Source organism: Sphingobacterium sp. N143 (assembly GCF_030325625.1).
Classification (GTDB): Bacteria; Bacteroidota; Bacteroidia; order Sphingobacteriales; family Sphingobacteriaceae; genus Sphingobacterium.
Window position 1 is genome coordinate 1 of record NZ_JACAIS010000015.1, and the last position, 14,736, is coordinate 14,736.

Here is a 14,736-nt window from a genome sequence, read left to right on the forward strand (position 1 = left end):
CTCCTCACGGGAGTAACCAACAAGCTCGCGCTTCTCGGCAGGCCCTAGAGCTTTTTTTCGATGACATCTTTTAAAACTGTAATCTGTAGAGCTTGTTCGGCAACTATCTTTTTATATTGAGCTAGCTCGCGCTCCATATCCTTCATCTGTTTGAGCTGAGATGCCTCCATACCGGAATATTTACTTTTCCAAGAATAGAATGTTCCCTGACTGATTCCATGCTCACGGCAGATGTCTGATACCGATTGCCCTGATTCCTGGAATGATAAGATCTTGATGATCTGTGACTCAATGAATTTGCTTTTTTTCATTGTCCCTAATTTATAAAACTACATTAATAATCGTAGCTATTTTTAGGGGAGATTACACCAGCTTCTAAAGGACGAAGTTTAGTCGTAAAAATTGATGGTGAAATAAAAGAAGTTCCTGCTAAGGAGTTACTGGCTGATTTATACCGGGCCGGAAATTGCCTACCGCTATAAATCTTCAAAAGTAGAGATGAACTGGCAGATCAATACCTCCTTTCATTATACATTACCGGAGACAGACCATTTTATTGGTGTCGAAGTGAATCAGGTCGTAGCAGATGGCAAGCTAGAAACAACCTTGCGGCCCCAGGTGAAGTTGGGCCTGAATGATAAGCTGGCTATCGGTATGGCGGCTGGGTTTCCCGTGGGTGGAAAAGACAGGGCCCTCAGTTCATTTTTCCGGTTGATCTATCAGTTGTAAATCCTAGCGGTCACCTTGTATAAAAGATGACCGCTAGGATCTTATTCCTGTACCAGAAGTGGCTTAGGCTAATAGCCTGGGTTTTGGGCTAAATTACTATTGCCCGCAATTGCTTGGTTTGGTACTGGAAAGCGGTTCAGGTGAGCTGAATTGCTGGGGTTATGATCCCACCATTTTTCAGTGGTGAAAGCTTTCCAGCGGATCAGGTCCGTACGGCGGCGCCCTTCGCCGATAAACTCGATGCTCCATTCATCCAGGATACGGTACTTGTCGATATTCGTGGCCGTTACCGGGTTGGGGTCCACATTGCTGGCAAAGTTCCGTTTGCGGACGCTGTTGAAGAGCTCCGCAGCTTTTTGTTTATCACCGAGTCTAAAGCTACTTTCGGCGAGCATATAATAGATCTCCGCCAATCGAATAACAGGCATATCGGCTCCCCAACGTAAGGTATTATTGGCCAGATTAGGGATCGGAACTTTCACCAGACGTATGCCTGTATTTTCCTCGCCCTCCGACATTTTGGAAGGAAGCTGGTCTACCGAGCTGTATTTTTTTCCGGGTCCAACTTCTGAGAAACGCCCCACCTGATCCACGAAGGTCAACGGTTTGTCTTTGTATTCCTCTCCTCCTAGGATCGCTTCTCCACTTGGCGTCTTATGTGGACCGATAATGAACATCCCTTCGTATTGGTCGGTGCCCTGGTAATGATAGGGTGCCTTGCGTAGATCACCTTGGTCAAAAGTCTCAAAGGGAGAGCCTAATTTAAAGTCTGCGGTATACAGCGATCCGTTAGGCTTGCGGGAAGGAGTGAGGTGGGCCCCATTGTTCCCGCCCATGTCCTGATCAAAAAATTGGCGCGTATTGTAGTGGTAGAAATCGGCATAAAACCAGTTATACTCCAGCATCTTGAACTCCGAAGGCATGGACCAGATAATTTCGGGCGATTCATTATTCTTGAATCCATGTACACCGTTCCACTTCGTGTCGAGCTGATAGTCCCCGTATACCTTATTGATGATATCCTGTGTCAGTTTTTGGCTTTCCGCATACATGGCTTTGCCAATATAGGATTCCGCATTGAAGTAAAGCTGGGCAAGCATGGCTGCAGCCGCCGCTTTACGGATGGCTCCTTCTTCCTTGTCGCCCGCTTTTTTCGCTGGAAGGTTTTCTATGGCCGCTTTCAGCAACTTCTCGATATGGTCAAAGAGTTCTTTGTCGGTATTGCGGGGCAAAGACTCCTGGTCTAAGGACTCAAAAACCGGCATGCCGCCAAAGTAATCCAGCCCCCTGAGATAAAAGTAAGCAATCAGCGCATCCAATTGGGCCAAATCGGCGGCTTTCCGCTCCTCAGTTAATGTAAATTTGGTGTAATCCAGCTTGCTAAGATCACTTTTGGCATCCAGTGCTAAGGCGACCCCCATGAGGGTGCCCCGCCAGCTGCCCCAGATCCAGTTGTCGTCAGCAGTCCATCTGTGGTAATGATAACGTTCATTCTCCCCGCCATTGTACCAATGGCGTCCTTTGGTCGTAATGGCAAAATTGTCCGCCGTATATTCCTGCAGTCGCCAGCGGTCCTCGCCCATATACCATTTGGCATGCGTAAATGGTCTGAACAGGGCGGCCTTGATATCCTTTTCACTTTTGAAAAAAGTATCCGGAGTGACCGACTCATAAAACTCCTGATCCAATTTGGTACATCCGGATAGCAAGGATGCCAGGGAAAGTGTAGCTATAGTGATATATTTTTTCATCTGTATATGATTTGTGTTCAAAGGTGATGAAGCTACCAGATTTATTCATCCCACGGTGTGGTTTGAAAAATCATGGTGGTTTCATAATATTAACAATTAAAAGTTTACTTGAAGTCCCATCATAAATGTGCGTGTCTTCGGATAGACATTCCGCTCCTCAAAACCCGGCTCCAATCCGTTGATGTTGACCTCAGGGTCCAGCCCGCTATAGTTGGTAAACACAAAAAGATCGCGTGCCGTGGCATAGACCCGTATGGCTTTGAGGGGCTTGATCCAGCTTTGGTTGAAGGTATAGCCCAGGTTGAGCGCGTCTACCTTGAGGAAGGTTCCTTTCTCCAGCCAATAGTCGCTGAGCTCTTTTTCGCCTTTGATATTTTTATGTTTGTCGTAGGCTTCTTCCAGCACATTCTGGCCTTTTACATTCGGAAGACTGTAATACATATTGATCATATTGAAAACATCGTGACCGATCCAGCTGCGCATATAGACACTGGCGTCCCAGTTTTTATAGCTGAACTGGTTATTCCACGAAAGCTGCAGCGTTGGAATGGCATTCCCGACAAAGGCCTTGTCGCCTACGGTCTTATTACGGTCCCTTACGTCAAAAGCATTTCCGTCCTGATCATATAGTTTCCAGTAACCATCGTCGGTAAAGCCGGCAAATTTCCATAGGAAGAACTGCCCGATATCTTGACCGGGATATAACCGCACAGCAGATCCTGGCGACCCCGGTGCTGGAAAGTCCTTCTTATCGGTAAAGGTCTGACTGCCCCACAAGGTATTGAGCTTACTATTATTGTGGGAGGCGATGATGCCCGTTGTATACGTAAAGTCGGCATGATCCACCGCCTTAAAATTAAGCTCAAATTCATAGCCGGTATTTTGCATGCTGCCCACATTCATGGTTGTTTTGTCATGGATGGCTGGTGGCTGGGAGACACTGATATCGTAGATGAGGTCATCGATCTTCCGTTTGTAGATATCAAAGCGTCCACTTAAACGGTTGTTCAGGACAGCGAAGTCCAAACCCAGGTTATATTCTTTTTTAACCTCCCATTTGATCGCTGGGTTCTGGTTGTGCTTGACGCCATAGGTCCTGAACCATTGACCATCCTGCAAAAACCAGGTGTCTGCGCTGTACATCCTGGTAGCAACATTGGCATCAAAACCTTCATTGCCCGTTTCACCATAACCGGCACGTAATTTCAGGTCGTTGATAAACTGTACATCCTTCAGGAACGATTCCTGCGAAACACGCCATCCGGCGGATAAACCCGGAAAAAATCCCCATCTATTTTTAGGCGCAAATTTGCTGGAACCTTCATAGCGGGCAGTGGCGGTCAGGATATAGCGGTCCAGGTAACTATAGTTGACACGGCCAAAGAAAGCAGCAAGCTTGACCCAAGGTTTTTTCCAGGAGTCTAAGTTTGCCCTGCCGTCAGGGAGGTAGGTACCGGTATCCATGTCGTTTTCCCGAATTCCATCAACCGGAAAATTAGAATTTTCGGCAGAAAAGCCCTGACTGTTAAAATCTTGATAGCTATAACCGCCCACAGCATTTAACGAATGTTTGTCCCAACGGTTGTTATAATTGACCGTCCACTCGAACACACGGTCATTGAACCTGCTGTAATATTGCTTGGCAAAACCATCCACATTGTTTTCCCGTGAGATACGGTGCTGCGCCGAACGGTAATAATTGCCATGTTCAGTATTATTTTTTAGGCCGACCGTGGCACTGGTGCTCAGGTGTTCGGTCAGATTCAGCTTTAAGGTAGCATTGGCCAACAGATACTTAAACTGTTTTTCATCGGATCGGAGCCGTGCTTCGGCAACCGGATTATAGGTATCATAGCCACCTTCCAGCACGTTGTAGCCACTGATGTCATTCGCATCGTAAGGCGTTTCGGTTGGATTCATGACCATGGCCATATTGAAGATGTCATTGTTGTTGAAGATATCGCCATTGGAACCAAAAGCTTTCACCTGATTGTAGCTCACATTGGTATTCAGTTCGGCAAATCCATCAAAAAATTTAAATGCACTGTTGATCCGGCCACCGATTTCATCCCTTTTGGAAGTAATGGCCATCCCTGTGGCATCCCGTTTGGTGAAGGTGGTATACACATTGGCATTTTCAGATCCACCACTGATGTTGATGACCTGTCGATGGCTGAAGGGCTTGTTGTTGGTCACTTCATCGTACCAATCTGTACGATGGCCCAGGTCCTCCCCGAGACCATATTCGACAAATTTCTCTGCAGATAGCACCTTGGGGCGTTTGCGGATCGTTTCCATAAAATACTCCGAAGTGAAATTGACTTGCGCTTTTCCGACTTGAGGTCGTTTGGTGGTGATCAAGATGACCCCACCCGACGCTCTTGTGCCATAGATGGCCGCAGCGGAGGCATCACGTAAGACGTTAATGGAGGAGATATCTTCTTTAGCCACCGAATTGATGTCTCCGCCGGGGACCCCATCAATAACGACCAAAGGACCCTGAGAGGCATTCACCGAGTTGACGCCACGAAGTTGGAGGGAAATACCTGCATTCGGATCAGTACCATTGGTGGAGATAACACTCAACCCAGGGACTTTCCCTTGAATGGCCAACAGGGGAGATACAGCACCAGCGACCATATCCTTGGGCTTGATGCTGGTAACAGCACTGGTCAGTTCTTTCTTGTCCAACGAACCATAACCGACGACGACGGCTTCTTCGAGGTTTTGGGGGTCATAAAGAAGTTGTACGGCCAAGCTTGTGCCGCCCTGGTACCTGACTTCTTTGGCCGCAAAGCCAATCATCCGAATGACCAGTAGGTCGTTTTGCTTCACATTGGACAATTTGAATACCCCATTGGAATCGGATGAGGTACTGTTTGTGCTGCCTTTGACAGAAACTGTTGCGCCCACAACAGGCTTGCCCAGTTCGTCTTTGACCGTACCTGTAAGGACTGTCTGGGTTTCTTGGGCATAAAGGGCCGTAGGAATTGCATAAGTGGTCCCAGCGGTGAGGCTGCCACTGAATAGCAATAATTTGGTAGCCACTTTAAAACGGTAGATTTTAAAATTCATGAGCTTATGTTTATTAAAGGAAATTTGCTGTAATTGATTCGTTTAGGGATGCCAAGTTATGTTAGCGATCGTCTAAAACTCCCACGGAGGATTAAGGTAGATAATGTGTTGGTACTGCATATAATTGGCATGATAGAATTGCCTAAAATTAGGATATTCTACCCTGCCAATCATGCCGTGAGACAATATGGTAGTATTTTGAGACGATTTGAGAGGATGCTGTCCTCTCAAGTTTGACACACATGATATTGCCTGACAGATTTTTTCCGATAAATGCCAAAACACGATCTATATACCGGGAGCCAACGATGCTATTGGGGTCTCGCAAACAAAATAAGTGTGCTCGATAATCGTTGCCCACCACAGTCCCGTTGGTGGAACCGTGATAATACCCGGCGAATCATAGCTTACATCTGTTGGATCATCGCATTTATTTTAGCCGCAGTAGGAATGTGGAGTAATATGGCCGGCGAAAATGTATCTGGGCTACCGCAATGGTTGGGTATTCTTTCCTCGTTTCTGCCAATCATACTGCTCCTGGGGGGAGGTTTTCTCATTGCTTTTGGTACAGAAACGAAGAACAACAATGATACAAGGATAGTGTTGGTACCTTTGGCAATATATTTCATCGTTTCCGGCGGCGGGGCGTTGTTAGGTAGCTACCAGTCCGAACGCGGGATCACATGGGTAGACACGGTCTTTGTTGTATTCGTATGTGGTGGAGTAGCAACTATTATTTTATCGCAGTTATTTTATCACCGTGCCCAGCAGAACGCTCTTTATCTCCCTGATTATCCTGACCATAAGGCTGGCGTGATTTTGAGCAGAAAATGATAATCATATTTGCCATTTCCAGCAATCGCTCGCTTTGGTACCGGAAAGCCACTTGCCTTTATTCCCAGCTCCCTTTTATGGAAACACGCAGCACCTCATTTTCTGCTTCCATTTCGATCGGAAATATAATTTTATAATGATGCATGTCTACTTCACATTCACCTAAAAAACCAGTGACATCTCCCCAGAGCTGTATGGTATAGTTCTGAGCATATAAGGGTAATGACAATTGGGGCTGAATACCGAATCGTGCCGGAAGGGTATAGGCGCTCGGGTAGGTATCCGTTTGGGCCAGTACGGTCGTATCGTGACTTTCCAGAACTTTTAAGTAAAGAAGCTGCTTCGGAATGGTGGTCGGTTTGTAGTCGTTGAGCTGAATCGTTTTTAACGTAAAAACTTTGTCTTCTTTCTTACAGGCGATGCAAGAAAGGAACAGCGTGATGATGAATAATAGTTTGATACGCATGGTATGGATTGAGAAATTGTTGAATGTTAAGCGGGTGATAATCGTTTTGATCGGAGCCTGACAATGGTTTTACCCAAATATGGTGATAAAGCAATAAGGAGCAATAGGCCCACAATGAGCCAGGCAATCAACTCGTAGTAGTCCATGGCAAAACGTACTTGATCCTGTTTATTGACCGTGGCAATCAGTAGCTTCTCCGTTCCTTTTGCTGATAGACCAGGATGCAGGCCCTTGGTGAGAAGTATATTTGCCTGGGTCTGCATATGCTGCGCTACGGGGTAATCCAATGCTGTGAGATGGTCTTGAAACGCATTATAATGTCTACTTTTTCCATATAACTCGAAAAAGTTAATCAGTGCGATGCTCGCACAGAAACCGAGATATCGAATAGCCAGGCTGACTGCCGCAGCAGAAGTGCCACGGGAAACGGCAACCGATGAAATGGTATAAATTATCGTAGGAACCATAATCAGTCCGATCCCAAATCCTTGGATGTACAAAGGGATAAAATAGTTGAATTCATTCGCTTGTACATCCGAATGATAGAACATGATCAGGTGGAAGATCAATAAAAGGATAAAACCGATGCACCATATGTAACGGATATTCTTCTTTTGAATAACTAGGCAGGCCGCGATAATGGTTCCGGAGATTAACCCCAAAAGGTTAAAAACGTTGATATAAGAAATGTGCATGGGATCAAAACCCAGCAGTGACGAAAAATAACCATTGGTAATACCCGACACGAAACGGCATAAATACATCACAAACAGCACGAGCAGGCCTGCTTTGAAATTGCGCGACCTGAATATCCGCAGATCAATATAAGGACGTTTCATGGCCCGCTGACGTAAAGTGAAAACCAAAGCCAGGCAGATAAAACCTAGACTAGAAAAGCGTATCCGCCGATCTGCAAACCAATAATACTCCTGGCCAAAAATTAAGATATAACCTAATAGAACCAGCCCCATACTATATAGGGCAAAGCTCTGCCAATCCAGTTTATATAATGGAAACCGTACGTTGAGCCGGATCCGGTTCATGGTCAGCGGAAGCAGGATCAGGCTGGGGAGATAAGAAAATAAGGCTACTTTATAGACAATATGGAAATTAAAATGGTCGATCAGGTCGGCGGTGACGATATTGTTGAAGGGTAAGGCACAGATCAACAGGCCAAAGAACACAGAGAAACTCACCTCACGTGCACGCTCACTGCGTAGCCGTGTAAACATCAGCGAAAGGGAAAGATTGACCGTACTGGCAAACAGTAAGCCCTGCATGAACCGTACCGGGAAAAAGATGTAAACTTCATGTGTCTGATAGCAGATCCATGAGGTCAGAAGCAATAAAAAGGTAAATAGGATGAAGTATTCCCGGGCGGCGAGATAGTTGAAAAAGCGGCGTTCTAGGCTATAAGAGCCGACATAGCCCGCATAAAATAAAGCAACTGAAAACTGCATGTCGGCAGGTTCGCTCCCATAATAGCCTGCCGCAGCCTGAATATTGGTGATCGGTAGAAAAAATAAAACAATACTGGGCAATAAGAGGATGAACAGGACGATCTTGATCATCCATTCCGGAACCCATGACTTGAAAATAGGAAGAATATTATCCACGATGTTGACGTTTTGCGGTATAGACATTGACATTCATGCCGACTTTCAACAGGTCGATTTCCTGACGGTCACCATCAACACGAATACGTACCGGGACACGTTGTACGATCTTGACATAGTTACCTGTGGAGTTATCGGGAGGTAATAGGGAAAAACTTGATCCAGTGGCTGGTGACAGCGAGATGATCGTCCCCCTGAACGTTCGGTCGGGAAAAGCGTCCGCAATGATTTTGACGGTATCACCGATCTGCATGGTTGCGATCTGGGTTTCCTTATAGTTGGCGACGATCCATTTGTCCGTCTCATCATTGACAATGAAAGCCAGCGGCTGACCAACATCAATCATTTGTCCGGGCTCAATCGTGCGCCGGCCCATACGTCCATCATAGGGCGCGACAATGACGGTATAGCTCACATCAAGCTTGTGGCGGTTCAACAAGGAGTTTAAACGGGCGATTTCTGCCTGGACAACCGAACGCTCCACTTTGATATCTTCGATACGCAGGAGAGCAGCTCCGTGCTTGTCCTGGGCCGATAGGTAATCACTGTTATTGACATCAAGTGTGGCTTGTACCTCTTCCATTTTTTGTTGGGTAGCCGACTCTTCTTCAAAGAGCTTTTGGTAACGGGTATAATCCAGCTGCTGTTTCCACAGTTTGGCCTTCGTGCTGTTGACCTGCGCGGCATAGGCACTCGCAGTCCTTGTCAGGGTGGCGATATTGCTTTCAAGTACACGCAGCTGTGCTTTTGCTTTTTGGAGGGAGGCCTCCGTCTGTTCCTGTTGCAGCACATATTCTCGATTGTCGATCAGAAAGAGGGTATCGCCTTTTTGTACATGCTGATTTTCTTCAAATCTAACAGCAACGACAAATCCGCCAGCTCTGGAGATAACCGGATTGACATATTCCTGCACCTGGGCGTCGTTTGTTTGCTCATAGACATAATACCCCCAGAGGGTATAGCCTCCCCAGATGGTCATGGCAACGACAATAATACCTGCGATCCATCCGGTGATCTTTGTGATGAATTGATCGGTGATGGTATATTTCTTTTTCATATTATAAAATTCCGATAACGTTTTGTAAGAGATAATATTTGTTTTGTGCAAGGATGCGAGCGGAAGCGAGTTCGAAACGGGCCTGCAGCAGTTGGATGTCAGCATCCAATAGATCGGTGATCAGGGAGGTCTGGTTAAAGTAAGTGTTCTTGATAATACGTGCGTTTTCTTCGGCTTGCTTTACGTCGACCTGCGAAACCGCAATCTGCTTCAGGGCCTCTTCATAACGTAGATAAGCCTCTTTGACTTCCTGGCGGACCATGTCTTCGGTATGATGGTGGGCCTCCTCTTCTTTTTCTAGCTCCAATTTGGCGGCATTGACTTTGTGGATATTGTGGTAAATAGCCGATACGGGGAATGTTGCTTTTACGCCAATAATACCCAAGGAATACCAGTACGGATTATAGGGGGCTAAGAAGATCTGGGGATTTGCATAATAAAATTCACCATAGATACCGATGTTGGGACGTACATTGGCTTTCACTTTTCTGAGGTTGATGGCACTTAGTTCGGTCTGTTTTTCTGAAATATGATAAGAAAAAGAGTGTTTTAATGCTTGTTCTAAATAATACGCATAAGCATGTTTTTCTTCTTTTTTGACGTCAATGAGTGTGGGTAAAACCCGGCGCTCATCTGGCTCTCCAAGGATGATGTTTAATTTTTGGTTGGCGATGAGTATATCGTTGTCGATGGTGACCAGTGCCATTTTACGTTTGGAGAGGTCAAGCTCGACGCGTAAGACATCACTTTTTAGAACCACCCCATTTTTGTGAAAACTCTTGATTTCCTTTAATTGATCTTCCTGGTCGGCGATATCTTGGATGATAAGGTCTTTGAACAGCAGGCATCGTTGGAGATCCAGGTAGAGTGATGCCGTTTTATAGCGGATATCTGAGATGATTTTATTCTCCTGTACTTCACTCAACTGATGCAGGGTTTTATCGGCCTTGATCTTCAATCTATATTTATTGCCATGATAAAGGATCTGATAGAATTCAGCCCCCAGGTGATATAAGGTGTGGATCACTTCGTGCTGGGTAGGTTTGGCAAATAAGCCATTTTCATAGATCGGAATATTGGAAGCCTTTTCAGCTGTACCTTTGACCGAGATTTCGGGAAATAATAACTCGACCTTTGCATCTTTATACTCTTCGAGTGCGATGGCTGTCGTTTTTCGTTGGATCTCGATCAACCTGCTATGCAGCTCCGCTTTCTCCCAGGCTTCGGGGAGGCTGAGGTAAAGGGTATCCCCATCAGCATAGGTAACGGCAGGAGCTACAAGGGCAAGTTGTTGGAAAACAAAAAAAACAAATAAAACTATGATTCTTGGCATATGAGACTCTAATTTTTGATCGGGGACAAAATTAGATGTACGGCTTTTTTTGTGATGGCTTATAAAAGACATGTTTTTATTGAATCTCGCCAAAGTAACAGCAGCTCTTTTTATTCGGTCGAGCAATAATTTATATTCGGCAAATTTAAATAATACGTAATTTCGAATATAGATCGTTGGATATGGGATTAATAGCTTTATTGCCTGAAATAGATAAACTGGAAGAATCTGCCTTTGTCATGCATGAGAAGTCCGAAAAACTCATCCCTTTGCATACGCATAAAAAAGGGCAGCTGGGCTATGTGGAGGGAGGTATTGCCTATATCACCATCCATGATAAAACCTATGTCGTACCCACCCGCCATTATTTTTGGATACCAGCCCAAATGCCTCATATCTTACGTATCGGACATTCGGGTACTGTGCTCCGGTCCATTTACTTTTATACCGAAGATGATGATGTAAATGCCTTTTATCGTAAACTGGGGATCTATCCAGCGACCGAATTGTTAATTCAGATGATAAATCATACAGAAAGATGGGACGAGAAACATGTGGTCAGATCGGACTATTACTTTGATTTTTTGGTTTCCATTAAAAAGCTCCTTCCACAGTTGGATAGTGATGCATTACCGATTATTCTGCCCATAACGACGGATGAAAGAATGCTGCATATCATCGCTTATCTGGAGGAAAACCTGGCTGAACAGATTACCTTAAGCGATATAAGTGACCGTTTTTATATGAGCGAACGCTCCATGTCCAGGATGTTCCAGACACGTTTACATATTTCATTTTTGCAGTATTTTAAAACATTACGGATGATAAAGGCAATTGAAATGCTGTTGAGAACAAATAAATCAGTGACCGATATCGCATTCGCTGTTGGGTATGATACGGTCGGGTCGTTCAGCAACACCTTCTATGCATTCACACATTCAAGACCTTCAGATCTACGGAAAAAATAGATTTGACGGGATCCTCCCAAGCAAGACATGTACTTTCTACTTCTTTTTTACGTACCGTGGTTTTTTGAGGATATTGCGCAGTTCCTCTTCTGAATATGGCTTGCATGCTGCTGGAATCAATTCAAATCCACAGACGAGGCGTAGCCCATTGATATTGTAGAAGCGACTTTCGTAGATATCTCTCGAGTAGCCCGTCAATTCAAGCAGTTTTGAACGGGGCATACCATTTAAAAAGCCATGTTCCAGACTTTTCCTCTTATAGAGCTCGGCAAGCTCTTTCTTAGTCAGTTTACACCGTGTTGGAGCTTTCCGGGCAGGTATCTGACCAATAGACTCCAAAAATTTATTGAGTGGTAAACCTGTTTTCCATTTCATGGCACCTGTGGTCGCACGCATTTTGGTTTCTAACTCTTTGGTTGTAGGCGTTCGGCCCAATGTTTTGGCCAGACTAAGGTAATGATCTTTTATACTGATCTTGGTGATTGGGATTTTAGTGCCAGCCAAATAGCATAAATTATTCCAGCCAAATTTTTCCTTAAGGTACCACGCCGATGGATAATTTTCTGGTTTGAGACGCTCATAATCTTTATAATATTTAATTCGGTGCTTTTTGATCAGTTGGATTACCTTTGATTTAGCCTCGGATTCCGTCATGGTGGTTATTCGAAAATAGGCGTTTAAACCTGCGTATTCAAGTACGTCTGCCCATGTGCTGACCTTAAAATGCGTAAAGTAAGACCTGTCATTATAAAGCCCATTTTTATGAAGGCAATCCCTGATTGTTGGTGAGCGGTGGTGCTTGATATAAAATTTGACCAGCGAATTTTTGAGCTTTCCGATAGAAGGTATTCGGCGATCATTGGCGTTATAACCGCCAGCCGTAATAAATTTATTCCATGAACCGAAATATTTACGGATACTAGTTGATCTTGCCGAAAATTCCCTACGCATGGGAATGCGGCCATTTCTGTCGTAGAAATCGTTCAATAAGGCCAATAATTCCTGTTTGATTTCTTCCTCCGTTTTATTAACCCGAGGCTTAAATCCAGCTGCAAGGATAAAATTGTTCCAGCTGCCAAAATGTCGACGCGCAATCGTATTGACATTTTCCATTTCACGGCGAACCGGTATTCTGCCATGCAGTTGAAAAAATTCCTGAACTTTTGAAAAAGCTGCTTGTACTGTCTTTTCCTCAGTAGGTTTCAAATCGATACTTTTTATTGGTTATTAGCTATGCTTAATTATAGTAAATATAATATATTTATTTTTAAGTTAAAAGTACTTCGTTAAAGCCATTTCCGAAAGGGAGTGGTTTTTTTAAGTGTACTGGTACTCAATCATGTTACTTTTTAAATACAAAATACTAAATATATTAGTATTTTATATTGCTATTTCCTATCTTTGTACTGTTAACCAGTTAATAAATAATGATGAGCCAAAGATCAAGACGGGTAGATGATCCCCTGTGGAAATCTATCTTAGAGCAAACATTTTCGCATTTTTTACGCTTTATTTTTACGGATGCTGATGCTGTTTTTGATTTGAGCAGACCCTTTGATTATCTCGATAAAGAGTTTGAGAATTTATTTCCTCCGGAAAGCAACGGCAGGGGAGTCCGTTATGTAGACAAGCTTGTAAAGGTTTTCTTAAAGGATGGTAGCGAGCAGTTTGTACTCTGCCATGTAGAGATCCAGAGCCATAAGGGCAGGGGCGATTTAGCCGAGCGAATGTTTCGCTATTTTTATAGAATATGGGATCGTTACAAAGTTCCAATTACAGCTATTGCAATTTTGGCAGATGAAAACAAAGGTTATCGACCTGTGGTATATAGCCAGAAGTTTATGGGAACTTCATTGCGCTACGATTTTAACAGTTACAAGATCCTGGATCAGGAAGAATCGGTATTGCGATCTAATAGGAATCCATTTTCTGTGATTGTCCTTACCGCACTTTTGGCTATAGTAAACAAGAAAGTGACCGATGAGGGGCTGAAGAAAATAAAACATGATCTCTATGATGAGATGATGAAAAGGGAGATGGATAAGAGTACACGTCAAGGGCTCTATGATTTTCTAACTTATTATGTAAGTTTTGATAATGAGGAAGTTTTGAGTATCTTTGAAGAAGAAATAAAAACAAAAATAGGAAGGAGCGATACAATGGGCACTCAAGAATATTTATTAGATAAGGCTGAAAAAAAAGGAATTCAGAAAGGAAAGATTGAAGGAAAGATTGAAATGCTTAGAGAGCTAGGTTTTACTATTGCTGAGATCTGCCAAAAGCTCGGTCTGGCCAAGCCTGAGGTTGAGAAATTTTTCAAAGGAGTATAATAGTTTTAATAAAGTACTCTTAAAATTTATAGATTTTTATTGTGGCCATTTCCGAAAGGGAATGGCTTTTTTACTTCTTAATACATAGAGTAATTTTGACTAAGAATGAGTCCCCTTATAATTTTGTTTTTTTATGACTTGATAAATTAAGTCCGGGTTTAGTTCACATAAATCCGCAATTTTAAAGATATGGGACAGAGTGAATTTTTGAGGATTGTTTAATTTATCCAGATAAGAGTTATATTGAAGGCCTAAAGCTTTAGCCATTTTCGTTGGCCCCTGCTTTTCTAGTAATTTCATGGATTTGATAATGCCTGATTCAAATAATGATTTTATGGCAAGAAAATCAGGATCTGGATTGTTGGGGCTGATGGAAGTAGTCATTTAGTAAGCATTTATTTATTAAATATTGCTTTTTGCTTATATAGTGTTTGTTAATATTTATTATTCGTAAATATTAATTTTGTTTTTGTCAATTATTATTACTATATTTGATCTAGTATAAGATTAATTAAGGTATTAAACTAAGAGTCTCGACAGCAAATTCCGACAATTTGATTTAGAACGAGACGATAGG

General features: G+C 43.6%; 13 protein-coding genes and 1 pseudogene. 5 read left to right on the plus strand and 9 right to left on the minus strand.

From position 1 onward, the window contains the following. Positions 1 to 311 (minus strand): annotated as a pseudogene (gene tnpA / locus HX021_RS21195) (IS66 family insertion sequence element accessory protein TnpA); the annotation flags it as partial. A 51-nt stretch (positions 312 to 362) separates the two neighbouring features. Here tnpA and HX021_RS21810 point away from each other — a divergent pair. Together HX021_RS21810 and HX021_RS21200 are read left to right on the plus strand one after the other, a co-directional pair. After that, on the plus strand, positions 363 to 482 hold the full coding sequence (locus HX021_RS21810; RefSeq protein WP_502959021.1) for a DUF8506 family protein: 120 nt from the start codon (positions 363 to 365) through the stop codon (positions 480 to 482). Continuing rightward, positions 448 to 729: a hypothetical protein gene (locus tag HX021_RS21200; protein WP_502959022.1), complete on the plus strand. Its 282-nt coding sequence runs from the start codon at positions 448 to 450 to the stop codon at positions 727 to 729. The genes HX021_RS21810 and HX021_RS21200 overlap by 35 nt, the downstream gene beginning before the upstream one ends. A 68-nt stretch (positions 730 to 797) precedes the next feature. On the opposite strand, the gene HX021_RS21205 is transcribed toward HX021_RS21200, so the two are convergent. Together HX021_RS21205 and HX021_RS21210 are read right to left on the minus strand one after the other, a co-directional pair. Further along, the gene (locus HX021_RS21205) at positions 798 to 2,480 is read right to left on the minus strand and encodes a RagB/SusD family nutrient uptake outer membrane protein (protein WP_286592621.1); all 1,683 of its coding nucleotides are present in this window, start codon (positions 2,478 to 2,480) and stop codon (positions 798 to 800) included. 96 nt (positions 2,481 to 2,576) lie between these two features. Then, positions 2,577 to 5,555 carry a SusC/RagA family TonB-linked outer membrane protein gene (locus tag HX021_RS21210; RefSeq protein ID WP_286592622.1) on the minus strand — a complete coding sequence of 993 codons (2,979 nt, stop codon included), beginning with the start codon at positions 5,553 to 5,555 and terminating at the stop codon, positions 2,577 to 2,579. 339 nt (positions 5,556 to 5,894) lie between these two features. Here HX021_RS21210 and HX021_RS21215 point away from each other — a divergent pair, with 339 nt between their 5' ends. Next, positions 5,895 to 6,389: a hypothetical protein gene (locus HX021_RS21215; RefSeq protein ID WP_286592623.1), complete on the plus strand. Its 495-nt coding sequence runs from the start codon at positions 5,895 to 5,897 to the stop codon at positions 6,387 to 6,389. Between the two features lie 58 nt (positions 6,390 to 6,447). On the opposite strand, the gene HX021_RS21220 is transcribed toward HX021_RS21215, so the two are convergent. From HX021_RS21220 to HX021_RS21235, 4 genes are read right to left on the minus strand one after another with little or no spacing between them, the layout of a single operon-like run. Beyond that, entirely contained in the window at positions 6,448 to 6,855 is a 408-nt protein-coding gene (locus HX021_RS21220; RefSeq protein WP_286592625.1) for a hypothetical protein, read from the minus strand. Positions 6,856 to 6,881: 26 nt separating this feature from the next. Further along, positions 6,882 to 8,498: an efflux MFS transporter permease gene (locus tag HX021_RS21225; RefSeq protein WP_286592626.1), complete on the minus strand. Its 1,617-nt coding sequence runs from the start codon at positions 8,496 to 8,498 to the stop codon at positions 6,882 to 6,884. Further along, the gene (locus HX021_RS21230; protein WP_286592627.1) at positions 8,464 to 9,528 is read right to left on the minus strand and encodes an HlyD family secretion protein; all 1,065 of its coding nucleotides are present in this window, start codon (positions 9,526 to 9,528) and stop codon (positions 8,464 to 8,466) included. The genes HX021_RS21225 and HX021_RS21230 overlap by 35 nt, the downstream gene beginning before the upstream one ends. Before the next feature lies 1 nt (position 9,529). After that, a complete protein-coding gene (locus tag HX021_RS21235; protein WP_286592628.1) occupies positions 9,530 to 10,861 on the minus strand; it encodes a TolC family protein in 1,332 nt (443 codons plus the stop codon). A gap of 182 nt (positions 10,862 to 11,043) precedes the next feature. Between HX021_RS21235 and HX021_RS21240 the strand changes: the two genes are divergently transcribed. Further along, a complete protein-coding gene (locus HX021_RS21240; RefSeq protein WP_286592629.1) occupies positions 11,044 to 11,829 on the plus strand; it encodes an AraC family transcriptional regulator in 786 nt (261 codons plus the stop codon). A gap of 36 nt (positions 11,830 to 11,865) precedes the next feature. On the opposite strand, the gene HX021_RS21245 is transcribed toward HX021_RS21240, so the two are convergent. Then, positions 11,866 to 13,035 (minus strand): homing endonuclease associated repeat-containing protein, encoded by a 1,170-nt coding sequence (locus tag HX021_RS21245; RefSeq protein WP_286592630.1) that lies wholly within the window; start codon positions 13,033 to 13,035, stop codon positions 11,866 to 11,868. 221 nt (positions 13,036 to 13,256) lie between these two features. Here HX021_RS21245 and HX021_RS21250 point away from each other — a divergent pair, with 221 nt between their 5' ends. Continuing rightward, a complete protein-coding gene (locus tag HX021_RS21250) occupies positions 13,257 to 14,159 on the plus strand; it encodes an RpnC/YadD family protein (protein WP_286592631.1) in 903 nt (300 codons plus the stop codon). A gap of 99 nt (positions 14,160 to 14,258) precedes the next feature. On the opposite strand, the gene HX021_RS21255 is transcribed toward HX021_RS21250, so the two are convergent. Further along, the gene (locus HX021_RS21255) at positions 14,259 to 14,543 is read right to left on the minus strand and encodes a hypothetical protein (protein ID WP_286592632.1); all 285 of its coding nucleotides are present in this window, start codon (positions 14,541 to 14,543) and stop codon (positions 14,259 to 14,261) included. Positions 14,544 to 14,736: the final 193 nt, after the last annotated feature.